This is a genomic window from Kitasatospora sp. NPDC127121 (assembly GCF_042677305.1).
In the GTDB taxonomy this organism is placed as follows: domain Bacteria; phylum Actinomycetota; class Actinomycetes; order Streptomycetales; family Streptomycetaceae; genus Kitasatospora.
On sequence record NZ_JBHXTQ010000046.1, the window covers coordinates 1 to 14,582 of the forward strand.

The window sequence follows — 14,582 nt, forward strand, 5'->3', positions numbered from 1 at the left end:
GGGGGGGGGGCCGCCGGGGGGGGGTGCAATTCGCGCCGCGGGGCGCCCCGCGGCGCCCGGTCTGTGCGCCGCCCCGCCCCCCCGGCGGGAGGGCTGGCGGTCCAGGGGCACCCTGGGGAACGCCCTAGAAGAAAACGGCTTAGAAGAAGCTGTCGTCGTCGCCCTCGTAGTAGTTGTTCACGACCACCTCGGGCGTGTCGTCGCTGAACGCCTCGTTGAGCAGCGCGCCGCCGACCAGGCCGGCCGCGCCCGCGCCGATCAGCGCGCCGGTGCCGAAGCGGCGCCCGCCCTGGCCCGGCTGGCCCTGAGCGGGCTGGCCCTGGACCGGCTGCGGATAGCCCTGCTGGACCGGCTGCGGGTAGCCCTGCTGCGGGGTGTAGAACGGCGGCACGGTGGTCTGCACCCGCTGGGCGCAGGCGGCGCAGGTCTCGATCTGGCGCGGCACGCCCCACTGCGGCGACCACAGCACCGGCGTCGAGCCGAGGCCGTGCGAGGGGTCGAAGAAACACGTCACGGGGGAACTCCCTGGTCCTGGCTGGGTCATCGTGGCGGCGGGCGCCACAGCGGGCACGGCGGGCGCCATGGCCGGCGCGGCGGGCACGACCGGAGCCGGCGCGGCGGGCACGGGGGCGGCGGGCGCCGGTTGCAGGACGTCCACCCCGAAGTCGGCGGCGATACCCGCGAGCCCCGACGCGTACCCCTGACCGACGGCCCGGAACTTCCAGTCCGCACCGTGCCGGTAGAGCTCGCCGAACACCATCGCCGTCTCGCTGCCCGCCTCGGCCGCCACGTCGTAGCGGGCCGCCTCGGCGCCGCCGTCCGGGTCGGTGAGCCGGATGTACGCGCCGCGGACCAGGCCGAAGCTCTGGCGCCGCTGCACCGCGTCGTAGACCGCGACCGCGAAGACGATCTTCTCCACCCCGGCCGGGACGTCCGCGAGCCGGACGTCGATCTGCTCCTGGTCGTCGCCGCCACCGGCGCCGCCCTGGTGGCGGACCGAACCGTCCGGACTCTGCAGGTTGTTGAAGAAGACGAAGTGCTGGTCCGAGACGACCTTCCCGGAGGCGTCGCAGAGCAGGGCGCTGGCGTCCAGGTCGTACCCGGCGCCGGCCGTCCAGCCGAGGCCGACCCGTACGACCCGCAGCCCGGGGGCCTGCTTGCCCAGGGAGACGTTGCCGCCCTTCGTCAGGGCCACACTCATGACACTTCCTCCGCCACCATTCGAATGACCGCTGTTTCCACTGTTCGACCACGACAACGCTGTAGAGCTCGCGCCGGTTCCCGACTTCCCGTCAGTGCTGGACGGGACGTTCCAGCAGGCCACGGGCCCGCGGCGCGGTCTTGCCGGCCGGGGCGCTCGGGCGGGGCGCCCTGGCGGGGTGTCTGCTCCCGACCTATTGTCAGGTGACATGACACGCCTTCGTCGCGCCGCCACCCTGGCCGCCGCCCTCACCGGCACCCTCACCGCCCTGCTCACCCCGGCCGCCGCCCAGGCCGCCCCGGCGGCCTGCCCGGTCGTCGCCACCGCCCCGGTGGACACCGAACAGGCCCGGCTCCAGGACCAGCGGACGACCGCCTTCACCGAACGCTCCGGCCTGCGCGACCTGCTCCGGGGCTTCCCCGCCGCCCTGTGCGCCGCCCGCAACGCCCGGCAGGCGGAGCGGGTGGCGGGCGCCTGGGGCCGGGCACTCTGGCAGGCCGGGGTGGACCGGGCCCAGGGCCGGCGGCCCAGCGGCGAACTCCCCGCCCGCGACGACCGCCCGCTGTACTGGACCAGGCTCGCCATGACCGTCCAACTGGCCCGCTGGCAACCCGGGTTCGATGTCGACCCGGCCGACCTGCGGGCCCGCTTCGAGGACGCCTCCCGAGGCCTCGACGACGGCTTCACCGCCGCCCCCGGCGTCCGGCGGATCTTCGTCAGCGGCTTCGACCCGTACGGCCTCGACACCGAGCCGCGCCGCGCCAACCCCTCCGGCGCCGCCGTCCTGGAACTGCACGGGCGGCGGATCACCCTCGCCGACGGCAGCCCGGCCGAAGTCCGGGCCGTCCTGCTGCCGGTCCGCTACGGCGACTTCGACGACGGCGTCGTCGAGCGCGCCTTCGGCCCGCACCTCTCCCCCGGCCCGCAGGCCGCCGACCTGATCACCAGCATCAGCCAGGGCTACCCGGGCCTGTTCACCCTGGAGGCCTGGGCCGGGCGGGCCCGCTCCGCCGATCCCGCCACCGACAACACCGGCACGCTCTCCGGCGGCACCCGGCAGCACCCGGTCACCGCCCCGGGCCTGGACGACGGCCCGGAGTTCATCCGCACCACCCTGCCCACCGACGCCATGACGGCCGTCCAGCAGCCCTACCCCGTCCGCCTCAACACCACCGTCACCGAGATCCCCGAGGGCGGCGTCGACCCCGTCGACCGCGCGGACGGCCCCACCCCCGGATCCCGAGCGGTCGCCGGTGGCGGCGGCGGATACCTCTCCAACGAGGTCGCCTACCGCTCCAACCGCCTGCGCCTCGACCTCGCCCCCGACCTCCCCGGCGGCCACCTGCACACCCCCGTCCTCACCGGCCTGCCCGCCCAGCAGGACCGCCTCACCGCCCGGGAGTTCGAGCAGAACGAGGCCGCCATCGCCGACCAGGTCCGCGAGATCCTGCGCCACGCCCGGTTCTGAGCCCCGGCGCCACACCCGGTTCCGAGCCCCGGGCCCGCGCGGCGGGCCGGCTACACCGGCCGGGCGAAGCGCGTCCCCGCCGCGCGCGCCCGGGACTCGGCGATCTGCGCGTACGCGGCCTCCCGGTCCGCCCAGTGCGAGCCCTCGACCGACTTGCCGCGCTCCAGGTCCTTGTAGACCTGGAAGAAGTGGGTGATCTCCAGCAGGTCGAACTCGCGCAGGTCGCCGATGTCCCGCAGGTCGCCGTAGCGCGGGTCGTGGGCGGGGACGCACAGCACCTTCTGGTCCGGCCCGCGTTCGTCCCGCATCACCCACATGCCGACCGCCCGGCAGGTGATCACGCACCCCGGCACGGCCGGCTCGCCGCCGAGAACCAGCGCGTCCAGCGGCTCCGCGTCGCCGCCGAGGGTGCCCTCGACGTAGCCGTAGTCCACGGGGTAGCGGGTGGCGGTGAACAGGGTGCGGTCGAGGCGGATCCGGCCCGCCGCGAAGTCCATCACGTACTTGTTCCGCGACCCCTGCGGGGTCTCGATCAACACCTCGAACTCCACCGCGGCCTCCTCCTCTGCGTCTGGGGAGATTGTCCGCCGTCCCGGCCGTCCGGGCACCCTCCGCAAACTCCCTCCGCGGCCCGGCGGGGTCCGTTAGCATCCGGATCATGGGGAGTTGGCGTGTCACCGTCCAGAACCACCACCGGCGCAGCGGCGGGCGGCCCCAGGGGCGCCCGGAGGGGCCGCTGGCCCGCCGCGGCGACCTGGCGCTGTACGGCCGGAACGGCGAGATCAGCTGTGTCGACGCCGAAGGCCTGGTCCGCTGGCGCCGCCCCTGCGCGGGGCGCCCGAACGCGGCCCACCTCTCCGGCGGCCGGGCGCTGGTCACCACCGACTCCTTCGAGTACACCGCCTGGGGCCACCTCGGCCCGGCCCTGCTGCTGGACCTCGACGACGGCGCCCTGGTCGCCGAACTGCGCGGCGAGCGCGGCACGGCCCTGGGCGACGGCCGCTTCGTGCTCGGCCTGGAGGGCTACGGCACCTTCGACACCTGGGCCTACGACCGGGACGCCACCCTGGTCGACTCCTGGCGCAGCTACGGCCACTACGTGGTCGGCGACGGCCTGCGCGTCGTCGAGACCGACCGCCGCCGCCCGACCGGGAGCCGGGTGGTGCGGCTGCTGCCCGGCGGGGGCATCGAGAGCGGCCCGCTGCTCGCCGACCCACAGGCCCCCGCGCCGGTGGTGCTGGCCGACGGCACCGTCCTGGTGCTGGACGCGGGGGTGCTGCGCGCCGTCGGGCGCGACCTCGACGCCACCGTGCTCGCCGAACTGCTCCCGCTGTCCGGCGACGACCTGCACCGGTTCACCGGCACGCTGCGCCGCACGGCCGACGGCCTGGCCGTGACGCTCGTGGAGCGCCACCCGACCCGGATGGGCGGCTACACCACCCACCGCTGGACCCTCGGGCTGGAGTCGCCGAACTAGCGCGCCGGGCTGGTCCCCGGGCCCCCGGCGTTCCTCGGCGGCCACTCTCCGCGACCGCTCCCACGGAGCAGCACCGGGCGCGCGGCCGCTCCGGCGGCGGTAGGACGGACACAGACGTGCCCGGGAGGAGAGACCGTGAAGATCGTCGTCGACCTCAACCGCTGCCAGGGCTACGCGCAGTGCGCGTTCCTCGCTCCCCGAGTGTTCGAGCTGCACGGGGAGGAGGCCCTGCTCTACACCCCGCAGGCCCCCGAGGACCAGCGTGACCGCGTCCGGCGGGCCGTCGCGGCCTGCCCGGTGCAGGCCATCCTGGTCGAGGAGGAGGACCGGTCCGATGTCCGATGACCTCAAGAACGGCCGGATCGTCATCGTCGGCGCCTCGCTGGCCGGTCTGCGCGCCGCCGAGACGCTACGGGACGAGGGCTTCACCGGAGAGCTGACCGTGGTCGGCGAGGAACGCCTTCCCCCGTACGACCGGCCGCCCCTGTCCAAGCAGGTGCTGCTCGGGCGGGTGCGCGCCGAGGAGACCGCGCTTCCCCGGCGCCGCAAGGTGGACGCGCAGTGGAAGCTCGGCGTCCGCGCCACCGGTGTGGACGGGGACGGCAAGCAGGTCCTGCTCGCGAACGGCGAGCAGCTGCCCTACGACCGGCTGCTGATCGCCACCGGCACCCGGGCCAGGCCCTGGCCGAAGGCCGAGCAGGCCGCACTCGACGGGGTGTTCACCCTGCGCACCGCCGAGGACGCGGCCGGCCTGGCCGAGCGGCTGGACGCCGGCCCGAAGCGGGTGCTGGTGATCGGCGCCGGGTTCACCGGCTCCGAGATCGCCTCCGCCTGCCGGGAGCGCGGCCTGGCGGTGACCGTCGCCGAGCGTGGCCCCGCCCCGCTGGTCGGGGCCCTCGGCGGGGCCTTCGGCGCCCTCGCGGCCAAGGTCCAGCTCGCCCACGGGGTCGACCTGCGCTGCGGGGTGACCGTCTCCGCGCTGACCGGCCAAGCAGGCCGGCTCACCGGCGCCGAGCTCTCCGACGGCACCCGGATCGAGGCGGACGTCGCCGTGGTCGCCCTGGGCGCCGTCCGCAACACCGAATGGCTGGCCGACTCGGGTCTCGCCGCCGGTCCGCGCGGGGTGGCCTGCGACGCGGGCTGCCGCGCCTTCAACATGTACGGGATCGTCACCGACGACGTCTTCGTCGCGGGCGACGTCGCCCGCTTCCCGCACCCCCTCTTCGAGTACCAGCTGCTCTCCCTCGAACACTGGGGCAACGCGGTCGCGCAGGCCGAGGTGGCGGCGCACAACATGGTCAGCCCGGGGCCGCAACGGCGGCCGCACCTGAGCGTGCCGTCCTTCTGGTCCAGCCAGTTCGGGCTCAACATCAAGTCCGTCGGCGTGCCCACCTTCTCCGACCACGTGGTCCTCGCCCAGGGCTCGGTCGAGGAGCGGCGGCTCGTCGCGGTCTACGGGTACCGGGGCCGGATCACGGCCGCCGTCAGCGTGAACCGGGCCAAGTGGCTGGAGCACTACCAGCGGCTGATCGAGGCCGCCGCGCCGTTCCCGCCCGACTGGGACGGCGTGGAGCCGCCCGCCTCCCGCATCCCGGTCCCGTCCGACGTGCCCGACCCGAAGGTGCTCTCGCACGGCCCGACCGTCGCCCTCACCGGCCACCTGCCCGACCGGCGGCTGACCCTGCGGCGCTGGGGCGGCTGAGCCCACCCGCCACCGCTCGACGGGCGCACGCCCACCGGGCCCCGCCACCCGTCGAGGACCACCACCGCCGCCACCCCCGAGGAGCCACCGCGCATGGCCGCCGCCGACACCCTGTTCCGCCGGATCACCGACTACGCCAACCGCGCCGACCCCTACCCCCTGTACGCCGAGCTCCGCGACCACGGCGTGGCCCGCCAGGACGACGGCAGCTACCTGGTCGGCACCTACCACGAGGTCGCCGCGCTGCTGCACGACCCGAGGATCAGCTCGGACCGCCGCAACCGCACCGTCCCGGACGAGCTGCAGGGCAGCGTCCCGGTCGCCTTCATCGGCCGGGACGACCCCGAGCACGAACGGCTGCGCACCATCGCCATGCGGCCCTTCGGCCCGCCCCACGCGCCCGACCGGGTCGACGCCATGCACGACGAGATCGCGCGGATCACCGGGGAACTGGTCGACGGCCTCCGGGGCCGCGACCGGATCGACCTGGTCGAGGACTTCGCCTACCCGCTGCCGGTCACCGTCATCTGCCGGCTGCTCGGCGTGCCGCGCGAGGACGAGCCGCGGTTCCACGCCTGGTCCGAGACGCTGATCGCGGGCTTCGACCCCACTCCCGACAGCGATCCGTCCGAGCGCCAGCAGGCGGCCACGCAGGCCCGGATGGAGATGGGGCTGTACCTCGGCGAGCTCGCCGAGAGCCGCCGGGGCAAGCCGTCCGACGACCTGCTCTCCGCCTTCGTCAACGACCCCGGCCCGTCGGGCGGCTTCACCCAGACGGAACTGATGGCCACCGCGGTCCTGCTGCTCATCGCCGGGCACGAGACGACCGTCAACCTGATCACCAACGGCGCGCTCACCCTGCTGCGCCACCCCGAGAGCCTGGAACTGCTGCGCGACAAGCCGGAGTTGATGCCGCGCGCGGTGGAGGAGCTGCTGCGCTACGAACCCCCGGTCCAGCTGTTGCCGCAGCGCACCGCGCTCACCGACATCGAGGTCGCCGGGGTCACCGTCCCCAAGGGCGCGCCGCTGATCCTGGTGCTCGCCGCCGCCAACCGGGACCCTCTCCGGTTCCACGAGCCCGACCGCTTCGACCCGACCCGCCCGGACAACCAGCACCTCGGCTTCGGCAGCGGCGTGCACAGCTGCTTCGGCGCACCGCTCGCCAGGGTCGAGGCGCAGCTCGCGCTCACCGCGCTCATCCACCGCCTGGACGGCCCCCGGCTGCTCCAGGACCCGCCCGAGTACCGGCGCAGCCCCGTCCTGCGCGGGCCCCGGCACCTGCCGCTCGCGCTCTCCGGGGTCAGGGACTGAGCAGCCCGGGCCCGGGAGGCGGCGTCGGCCTCCCGGGCCCGGGCGCGTTCGGCGACGGCCGGACAGGGCCTACGGGGTGCTGCGCACCACCGGCAGCTCCAGGAAGGACGGGTCGGCTCCGCCGTGCCCGATCCGGTAGCTCGCCCGGCCGTCGGCCGGGAGCAGCTGGAAGGAGTCCGGGTTGGCGGCGGCGACGGTGAGCCGGATCCGCTCGCCGGCCCGGAAGAGCACCGCGACGGGTTGCAGGTCGATGGTGACCTGCCGGGCCCGGCCCTGCGGGAAGGGCGCCGCGTCGGTGGCCGCGTAGCTACGGGGCGTGCGCAGCCGGCGCCAGTCGGGGTTGTCGTCCCGGTCGGCCACGGCCCGGTCGGCGAGGGCGAGTTGACCCTCGGTCAGGTAGGTGACCCGGCCGTCGGGGGCGACGTCCTCCAGGTAGACGTGCAGGGCGCCCTGGGCGGTGCCGTCGAGGCCGGTGACGTCGAGCGTGACGCGGCCGTTGCCGGTCACCCGGGTGTCTCCGGTCAGCGGCGGGGTGGTGTAGCTGAGGAGTTTGGCGTCCACGGCGGCCCGGTCGGGGTAACTGACCTGGTTGCCGGTGAGGTTGGTGTTCCAGCGGTCCAGTGGGCCGGTGCCGGCGGTGGGGTCGAGGCGCAGCAGGTCGGCGCCGGGGCGGTCGTCCGGCTCGGGCCGCCGGCGGCTGAGCGTGGTGTCCTCGCCGAGGTAGAGCCGCTGCGGGCGGGTGCCGGGCAGCGGCCAGCGGGTGGTGGTGCGCCAGACGCCCTCGTTGAAGGTGTAGTAGTGCAGCTGCCGGGTGCCGTCGGGGCGGCCGTCGGCCCGTACGTAGCGGTCGAAGAAGTCGAACGTCCGCTGGGCGATCTGGGCGCGTTCCTGGTCGGTGAGGTGGCGGGCGGGCTGGAAGGGGTCGGCGAGGTAGCCCTGGCCGTGGCTCCACGGGCCGATCCAGGCGTCCTGGGTGTTGGAGAGGCCGGTGAACTGGGAGAGCACGCCGTTGGCGGTGCCCGCGTCGAGCCAGCCGGCGTCGGTGAGCACGGGGACGCCGCCGGCCTCGACGGCGTCGGCCTTCTCGCCGACGCTGCCGACCGTCCAGCTCTTCGGGCCGTCCTGGTAGTCGCGGTAGACGCCGGCCTCGGCCATGTCGACCAGGTTGGCGTTGCCCGCGTGCTCGGCGCGCGCGGCGGCCAGCAGGGCCGGTCCGTCCGGGCCGTCGACCGGCCGGGGCACGGCGCCGGTCAGACCGGTGGCCGCGCAGACCTGCCGGGTCTGCTCGTCGGTGTCGCAGGTGGTGCCGCCGGCCTGGTCGAGGATGCGCAGCAGCAGCGCGTACGGGGCGATCCGGGGCTCGATGAGCAGGCCGCCGGGGCGTACCAGGTCCTCGTACGGGTCGAAGTCGTAGGAGATCGGGGCGGCGGCGGTGATGTGGTGGTTGCCGAGGGCGGTGGCGAGCATCGCGGTGTCGCCGCCGTAGGAGACGCCGGTGGTGCCGACCCGGCCGTTGGACCAGGGCTGGGCGGCGATCCAGTCGCTGAGCGGGCCGCTGTCGGCGACGGTGTCGGCGCCGAGTTCGGAGCTCAGGGTGCCGAAGGAGGCGCCGGTGCCGCGCAGGTCGGCGACCACGTAGGCGTAGCCGTGGGCGTTCCAGCCGTCGGCGTCGCTGCTGCGGCCGCCGTTGCCGGGTGCGCCGGGGTAGACCCGGGCCCGCCAGTAGCGCTGGGTGACCAGGACGGTGGGCAGGTTCGCGCCGGCCGTGGTGCCCTCGGGCAGCCAGACGTCGACGGCGAGGCGGACGCCGTCGGGCATCGTGACGTAGCGCGACTGGAGGTGCGGCTCGGCGGCCGGGGCGGCCGCGGCGGGCGCCACTGCGATTCCGAGCACGGCCGCGGCCGCTACGAGCGCCGCCAGCGGGCGGCGCAGGATCCCCCCTGCCCGGCTCACCGGGAGGTCGCCTTCCAGGGGCCTTCCTCGGGCCTGGCCTCGGTGTCGGTGCCGGGCCAGGGCGGCATGGTGACGGCGGCGATCCGCAACGGCCGGTCGGCGTCCTCGTCGGCCCGGAACTGGAACGCCGTGCCGAGCGGGATCGAGGCCGCCGTCCCGGGCACGAGCCGGACGGTCTCCTCCCGCCCGCCCTGGCGGCGCCACAGCTCCCCGGCGCCCTCGACGACCTGCCACAGCTCCTGCACGGTGGCGTGCGACACCGCGTGCGACACCTGCCCGGGGGCGAGCTCGAACACCGCGAGGCTCCCCTGTCCGTCCAGGACCAGCAGCGGGAACACCGCGGCCCCGTCCGGTGCGCGCACCACCTCGACGTCATCGACGTCCGCTGTCTGGAACGGTTGTTGCACTGGCTGACTGCTCATCCGACCCGGCCTCTCTCGCGTCACGGAGTACCTTGGTCTCGTCCCCCACCGCCGATGAGAACACGCCTCTGCGCCCGGCCGCCACCCTGAGATGTCCCGTAGTTCGACGCGCCGACCTCGCGCCGGTCTCGCGCCGGTCTCAGCCCCCGGCGGGTGTGCCGAACTCGCGCAGGGCGTCGGTGACGATCGCGTCCAGTCGGGCGTGGTGGGCGCCGCGCCAGTAGGCCTGGCCGCAGTCGACGCACTGGGCGAAGACGTCGTAGGAGCGCTCGGTGCCGTCCCGCAACTGCTCGCGCACCGAGGTCTTGTCGGCCTCGCGCAGCGTGCCGTTGCAGGTGGTGCAGCGGCTCCACGGATCGAGCGGGGGCGCGAAGCGGGAGAGCACGTCGCGCAGCTGCTCGTTGGGGCGGTGGCTGTAGACATAAGCGCCGGCCCACAGTTCGCGGCGGCGCAGCAGCCCCCGGTCGCGCGAGAGCAGGACGCGCTGCTCGGCGGCGGAGCGGGCGGCGAGCGCGGCGTCGCCGATGTCCGGGTTCTCGTAGGCGGCGTCGACGCCGAGCAGGCGCAGCCGGCGGGTGAGGGTGCCGAGGTGGACGTCCAGCAGGAAGCGCGGCGGGGTGGGCGAGGGCTGTGGCCGGTCCACGGCCCGGACGGTGACGTGTTCCTCGTCGAGCGGCACGTACGACCCGGGCACCGGCCGGCCGTCCACCAGCAGGGTGCCGACCTCGGTGAGCGGGACACCCAGGGACTCGACGACGTGGCCGAGCGTCGAGGTGCCGTCGGTGCGCAGCGCCGAGCGGCCGGCCCGCCGGGGCCCGGAGACGAAGAGGTGCAGCTCGGGGGCGAAGTCGAGCCAGATCTGGGGTCGGTCCACGCGGCCAGCATGCCAGCGGGCGGCGGCCCGGGCCACCGGTTTCCGGTCAGCCGTCGGAGCATTCTCGGGCGGGCTCGCGGTGGGGGCGGCGGGCGACTGGGGCGGGGCCTGGTGGGCGGGGCGGCGAGGAGGGCGCCGGGGCGGCGGGGAAGGCCGGTGAGAAGGGCACCCGGCCGGCGCGGGCGGCCGCTACGGGACCGCGACGGCGGAGGCGACCGGCGTCGGGCGGCCCCGGTCGCGGTCCCGCTCGGCCCAGCGGACGACCGGCCCCATCGCGTACCCGGCCGCCAGGAAGAGGCCGCCCAGGACGAGCCAGCCCGCGAGCCCGCCGTCCAGCAGCAGGGTGGTCAGCAGCAGCGGCCCGAGGGTGCGGGCGACGGCCACGCCGGTGCCGAAGAAGCCCTGGTACTGGCCGATCCGCTCGGGCGGGGCGAGGTCGAAGCTGATCTGCCAGGAGCCCGCCGACTGCCGCATCTCGCCGATCACCTGGAGGACGGAGGCCGCCACCAGCAGCGCGGCGACCGCCCACACCGGGACGTCCAGGGCCGACAGGCCGAACACCGCGCAGGAGGCGAGCAGCACCACCCCGGCCGAGCGGACGGCCCGCGCGGCCGAGCCCAGGCCGGTGACGCCGCGCGCCGCCCGGACCTGGAAGGCCAGCACGGCCAGGGTGTTGAGGACGAACAGGGCCGAGCCGAGCCAGCTGATCCCGGGCGCCCGGTCGGCGATCCAGAGCGGGATGACCAGGCTGAGCAGCGGCATCCGCAGCAGCAGCACGGTGTTGACCAGCGCGACGGCGGCGTACCGGCGGTCGCGCAGGACGGCCAGCCGGGGCCCGGCGGCCGACCGGGCCGGGGCGGGCGGGGCTTCGGGCAGCCGCAGCAGGATCAGCGCACCGGCCAGGAAGCCGAGCGCCGTCACCACGAAGGCGCAGAGGAACGCGGCCCGGGTGCCGACGGTGAGCGCGATGCCGCCGATGGCGGCGCCGACGGCCAGCCCCCCGTTGAGGGTCGACTGGAGGTGGGCGAGCAGCCCGGTGCGCTGGGCGGGCGGCACCAGGGTGGCGACCAGCGCCTGCCGGGCGGCGGTGAGCCCGGACTGCGTCGTGGCGTAGAGGCAGACCGCGACCAGGAACGGCCCGTAGGAGCGGATCACCAGGAAGGCGGCGACCACCACCGCCGTGGCCAGGGCGAGCGCCACGGCCGTCCGGCGCGGGCCGCGGCGGTCGGCGAGGGCGCCGAGCGGGACGCCCGCCAGCGAGCCGAGCGCCCAGGCCACGGCGAGGCCGGCGCCGAGGGCGGTCGCCGACATGCCGACGATGTGGGTGAAGTAGAGCGCGGAGCAGGTGTAGTAGGCGCCGTCGCCGACGGCGCTGGCCAACTGGGCCGCGGCGAGGGTCCGTTGGGGCCCTGCGGGCGGGATGAGGGCGGGCGCCGGGGCGCTGCTGGTCGACACGGGTCTCCTGGCTGGGGGCGGCGCGCGCGCCGGGTGTTCGCAACGGTTCGCGGCCCAGCCTAGGCAGGAGGCGGACCGGCGGTAAGGTCCAGTGATCACGGAACTCCTTGGTCCACTTCCGGGCCCCACCGCACCGGCGGGCGAGCCCTGAACCCCCGTACGACGGCGGCGAATCGCTCCTCCCGCGGGCCCGGAACCGGCCCCGGCCGTACCGCCGCCGCCCCCTCCGTACCCGCTCCGAATCCGCCTCGCCCAGCGGCCTTCGGGCATCACCGACCCCGCCGAAGGGCCAAGTTTTGCCGTATTGACCGGTCAGTAACGCCCTCCTATGCTCAACGGCATTCGCGATCCGGCACCGGGCCCGGCGCCGCCGTGCCCGCCCGATCCGCCGCCGTCATCGGCTCGAAGGGCTCTTCCCATCAGCACCTCCATCGCCCGCTCGGACGACACCGGCCACCCGGGCACCGCACGGGACGACGCCGGCACCCGCCGCCGCCGGTTCCTCACCTACCTGCTGGCCGCCCCGACCCTCACCGTCGGCGCCCGGCTCGGCCTCGACGCCGCCGCGCCCGCCACCGCGCGGGCCGCCGTCCGCGCCGCCGCGGCCGCCCAGGACGCCGCCGCCCCCTCGCAGCTGATCGGCCTGCCCGGCATCCCTGACATCCTCGACCTCGGCGACGCACTGATCGTCGCCGGCCTGCCGACCTCGCACCTGCTCGTCCTGGAACTCACCGCCGCCGGGCGCGCCGTACTGCACCTGCCCCGGCTGGAGGTCGGCCAGGGCCTCACCACGGCCATCGCGATGCTCGTCGCCGAGGAACTCGACGCCCGGATCGGCGACGTGGACGTGCCGCTCTCCGACGGCCGCCCCGAACTGCTCTTCAACCAGCTGACCGGCGCCTCCAACTCGGTGCGCTCGCTGTACGACCCGGTGCGCGCCGCGGCCGCCGCCGCCCGCGCCCGGCTGGTGACCGCCGCAGCGCGGCGCTGGAACGTTCCGGCAGACACCCTGCGCACCGCCGACTCCGCCGTCCTCGCCCCCGACGGCCGCCGCGCCGGCTACGTCGACCTCGCCGCCGAGGCCGCCGCCGTCGCCCTCCCCGCCGTGTCCAGCTCCCCCAAGAGCGCCGACCAGTTGCGCCTGGTCGGCCGGCCCACCGGCCGGATCGACGCCCGCGACATCGTCACCGGCCGCGCCAAGTACGCCGGGGACCTCGCGATCCCGGGCGCCGTCCCCACCGTGGTCGCCCGCCCGACCACCATCAACGGCACGCTCAGGACCCTGGACGCCTCCGCCGCCCGCGCCATGCCCGGCGTGCTCGGCGTGGTCCGGATCCCCAGCGGCGTCGCCGTCCTCGCCGAGACCTTCGACCAGGCGCTCAAGGCCCGCGACGCGCTGCGCACCTCCTGGAACCCGGGCCCGGTCGCCAACCTGTCCACCTCCGACATCCGCGGCCAACTGCGTGCCGCCCACGCGCCGTTCCTCATCCCCCCGCTGCTCACCCAGTACGTGGACGGCGAATTCGACTTCGCCTTCGTCAACCACGCGCCGATGGAGGTGCTGACCGCCGTCGCCGACGTGCGGCCGAACCGGGCCGAGCTGTGGTTCGCCGCGCAGGCGCCGATCGTCGCCCAGCAGGCCATCGCCGCCGAACTCGGCCTCCCGCAGAACGCCGTGACCGTCCACGTGGTGCGCGGCGGCGGCTCGTTCGGCCGGCGCCTGTTCTTCGACGCCGCCCTGGAGGCCGCCCAGATCTCCAAGGCCGCGGGCCGACCGGTCAAACTCATGTGGACGCGCAACGACGACATGCGCCACGGCCGGATGCGCCCGGCCAGCCACCACCGGATCCGGGCCACCTACGCGCTCGGCCAGGTGCTCAGCTACGAGCACCGCGCCGCCACCGTCAAGACCGACTTCCGGCACGGCCTCGGCGAGATGCTCACCGCCGCCGGCTTCAACCTGTCGCTCGCCGGGCTCAGCCTCGCCCAGGTCTTCTTCCTGCTCAGCGAGAAGAACCCGTACAACGTCGGCATCCCCACCCAGCTGCTCGCCGAAGTGCCGCTGGACATGCACACCGGCAGCTGGCGGTCGGTCTACTCCGGCACCGTCCGGGTCGCCGACGAGATCATGATGGACGAACTCGCCCGCCGGATGGGCCAGGACGCCGTCGCGTTCCGCCGCGCCCGACTGCGCAGCGCCGCCGGCCGGGCCGTCCTCGACACCGTCGCCAAGGCCGGCGACTGGGGCCGCCCGATGCCCCCCGGCCACGCCCAGGGCATCGGCTACCACGACGAGAACAGCGGATGCGCCGCCTACCTCGTCGAGCTGGACGCCACCGACCCGGCCGACCCCAGGGTCACCAAGGCCGTGATCGCCGCCGACGTCGGCCGGGTCATCAACCCCCGGGGCCTGGAAGCCCAACTGACCGGCGCCCTGATCGACGGCATCTCGGTCATCCTGCAAGCCGGCAACCACATCGACAACGGGGCCGTGCGCGAGGGCAGTTACGCCGACTTCCGGTACGCCCGGCAGCGGCACACCCCGCCGGCCGTCGAGATCCACCTCATGCCGCCGAGCGGAGCGCCCGGCGGCGCCGGCGAGTTGGGCGTCCCGGCGGCCTCCGCCGCGGTCGCCAACGCCTACGCGCGCGCGACCGGCACCAGCCCGCGCTCCTTCCCGATCAACTTCTGACTCCCCCAGCCAAGGAACCCCACCACC

The 14,582-nt window shown here is 75.3% G+C and carries 12 protein-coding genes; 6 read left to right on the plus strand and 6 right to left on the minus strand.

Going from position 1 to position 14,582, the window contains the following annotated elements:
• Positions 1 to 139: 139 nt before the first annotated feature.
• Positions 140 to 1,201 carry a TerD family protein gene (locus ACFVHI_RS22355; RefSeq protein WP_380341958.1) on the minus strand — a complete coding sequence of 354 codons (1,062 nt, stop codon included), beginning with the start codon at positions 1,199 to 1,201 and terminating at the stop codon, positions 140 to 142.
• A 208-nt stretch (positions 1,202 to 1,409) separates the two neighbouring features.
• Between ACFVHI_RS22355 and ACFVHI_RS22360 the strand changes: the two genes are divergently transcribed.
• Entirely contained in the window at positions 1,410 to 2,669 is a 1,260-nt protein-coding gene (locus ACFVHI_RS22360) for a pyroglutamyl peptidase (protein ID WP_380341961.1), read from the plus strand.
• 50 nt (positions 2,670 to 2,719) lie between these two features.
• Here ACFVHI_RS22360 and ACFVHI_RS22365 read toward each other — a convergent pair whose 3' ends face one another.
• On the minus strand, positions 2,720 to 3,220 hold the full coding sequence (locus ACFVHI_RS22365) for an inorganic diphosphatase (RefSeq protein WP_363374548.1): 501 nt from the start codon (positions 3,218 to 3,220) through the stop codon (positions 2,720 to 2,722).
• Between the two features lie 107 nt (positions 3,221 to 3,327).
• Here ACFVHI_RS22365 and ACFVHI_RS22370 point away from each other — a divergent pair, with 107 nt between their 5' ends.
• The 4 genes from ACFVHI_RS22370 to ACFVHI_RS22385 all read left to right on the plus strand — a co-directional run bounded on the left by ACFVHI_RS22370 (position 3,328) and on the right by ACFVHI_RS22385 (position 7,159).
• Positions 3,328 to 4,146: a hypothetical protein gene (locus tag ACFVHI_RS22370; RefSeq protein WP_063350496.1), complete on the plus strand. Its 819-nt coding sequence runs from the start codon at positions 3,328 to 3,330 to the stop codon at positions 4,144 to 4,146.
• Positions 4,147 to 4,281: 135 nt separating this feature from the next.
• Positions 4,282 to 4,491: a ferredoxin gene (locus tag ACFVHI_RS22375; protein ID WP_063350495.1), complete on the plus strand. Its 210-nt coding sequence runs from the start codon at positions 4,282 to 4,284 to the stop codon at positions 4,489 to 4,491.
• On the plus strand, positions 4,481 to 5,848 hold the full coding sequence (locus tag ACFVHI_RS22380; protein WP_380341966.1) for an NAD(P)/FAD-dependent oxidoreductase: 1,368 nt from the start codon (positions 4,481 to 4,483) through the stop codon (positions 5,846 to 5,848). The genes ACFVHI_RS22375 and ACFVHI_RS22380 overlap by 11 nt, the downstream gene beginning before the upstream one ends.
• Before the next feature lie 93 nt (positions 5,849 to 5,941).
• Positions 5,942 to 7,159: a cytochrome P450 gene (locus ACFVHI_RS22385; RefSeq protein ID WP_380341969.1), complete on the plus strand. Its 1,218-nt coding sequence runs from the start codon at positions 5,942 to 5,944 to the stop codon at positions 7,157 to 7,159.
• Between the two features lie 69 nt (positions 7,160 to 7,228).
• On the opposite strand, the gene ACFVHI_RS22390 is transcribed toward ACFVHI_RS22385, so the two are convergent.
• The 4 genes from ACFVHI_RS22390 to ACFVHI_RS22405 form a co-directional block, all read right to left on the minus strand.
• Positions 7,229 to 9,112 (minus strand): CocE/NonD family hydrolase, encoded by a 1,884-nt coding sequence (locus tag ACFVHI_RS22390; protein ID WP_380341972.1) that lies wholly within the window; start codon positions 9,110 to 9,112, stop codon positions 7,229 to 7,231.
• Complete coding sequence (locus ACFVHI_RS22395) at positions 9,109 to 9,534, minus strand: cupin domain-containing protein (RefSeq protein ID WP_079136110.1); 426 nt, start codon at positions 9,532 to 9,534, stop codon at positions 9,109 to 9,111. The genes ACFVHI_RS22390 and ACFVHI_RS22395 overlap by 4 nt, the downstream gene beginning before the upstream one ends.
• Before the next feature lie 139 nt (positions 9,535 to 9,673).
• Complete coding sequence (locus ACFVHI_RS22400) at positions 9,674 to 10,408, minus strand: Mut7-C RNAse domain-containing protein (RefSeq protein ID WP_063351639.1); 735 nt, start codon at positions 10,406 to 10,408, stop codon at positions 9,674 to 9,676.
• 189 nt (positions 10,409 to 10,597) lie between these two features.
• Positions 10,598 to 11,863: an MFS transporter gene (locus ACFVHI_RS22405; protein WP_380341976.1), complete on the minus strand. Its 1,266-nt coding sequence runs from the start codon at positions 11,861 to 11,863 to the stop codon at positions 10,598 to 10,600.
• A gap of 328 nt (positions 11,864 to 12,191) precedes the next feature.
• Here ACFVHI_RS22405 and ACFVHI_RS22410 point away from each other — a divergent pair, with 328 nt between their 5' ends.
• The gene (locus ACFVHI_RS22410) at positions 12,192 to 14,555 is read left to right on the plus strand and encodes a molybdopterin cofactor-binding domain-containing protein (protein WP_380341979.1); all 2,364 of its coding nucleotides are present in this window, start codon (positions 12,192 to 12,194) and stop codon (positions 14,553 to 14,555) included.
• The last annotated feature ends 27 nt before the right edge of the window (positions 14,556 to 14,582 follow it).

What these genes read in the sequence shown, in the direction of transcription:
- ACFVHI_RS22355 (WP_380341958.1), bottom strand. Translation starts at nt 1,201, where the DNA reads ATGAGTGTGGCCCTGACGAAGGGCGGCAACGTCTCCCTGGGCAAGCAG.
- ACFVHI_RS22360 (WP_380341961.1), top strand. Translation starts at nt 1,410, where the DNA reads ATGACACGCCTTCGTCGCGCCGCCACCCTGGCCGCCGCCCTCACCGGC.
- ACFVHI_RS22370 (WP_063350496.1), top strand. Translation starts at nt 3,328, where the DNA reads ATGGGGAGTTGGCGTGTCACCGTCCAGAACCACCACCGGCGCAGCGGC.
- ACFVHI_RS22380 (WP_380341966.1), top strand. Translation starts at nt 4,481, where the DNA reads ATGTCCGATGACCTCAAGAACGGCCGGATCGTCATCGTCGGCGCCTCG.
- ACFVHI_RS22385 (WP_380341969.1), top strand. Translation starts at nt 5,942, where the DNA reads ATGGCCGCCGCCGACACCCTGTTCCGCCGGATCACCGACTACGCCAAC.
- ACFVHI_RS22395 (WP_079136110.1), bottom strand. Translation starts at nt 9,534, where the DNA reads ATGAGCAGTCAGCCAGTGCAACAACCGTTCCAGACAGCGGACGTCGAT.
- ACFVHI_RS22410 (WP_380341979.1), top strand. Translation starts at nt 12,192, where the DNA reads ATGCTCAACGGCATTCGCGATCCGGCACCGGGCCCGGCGCCGCCGTGC.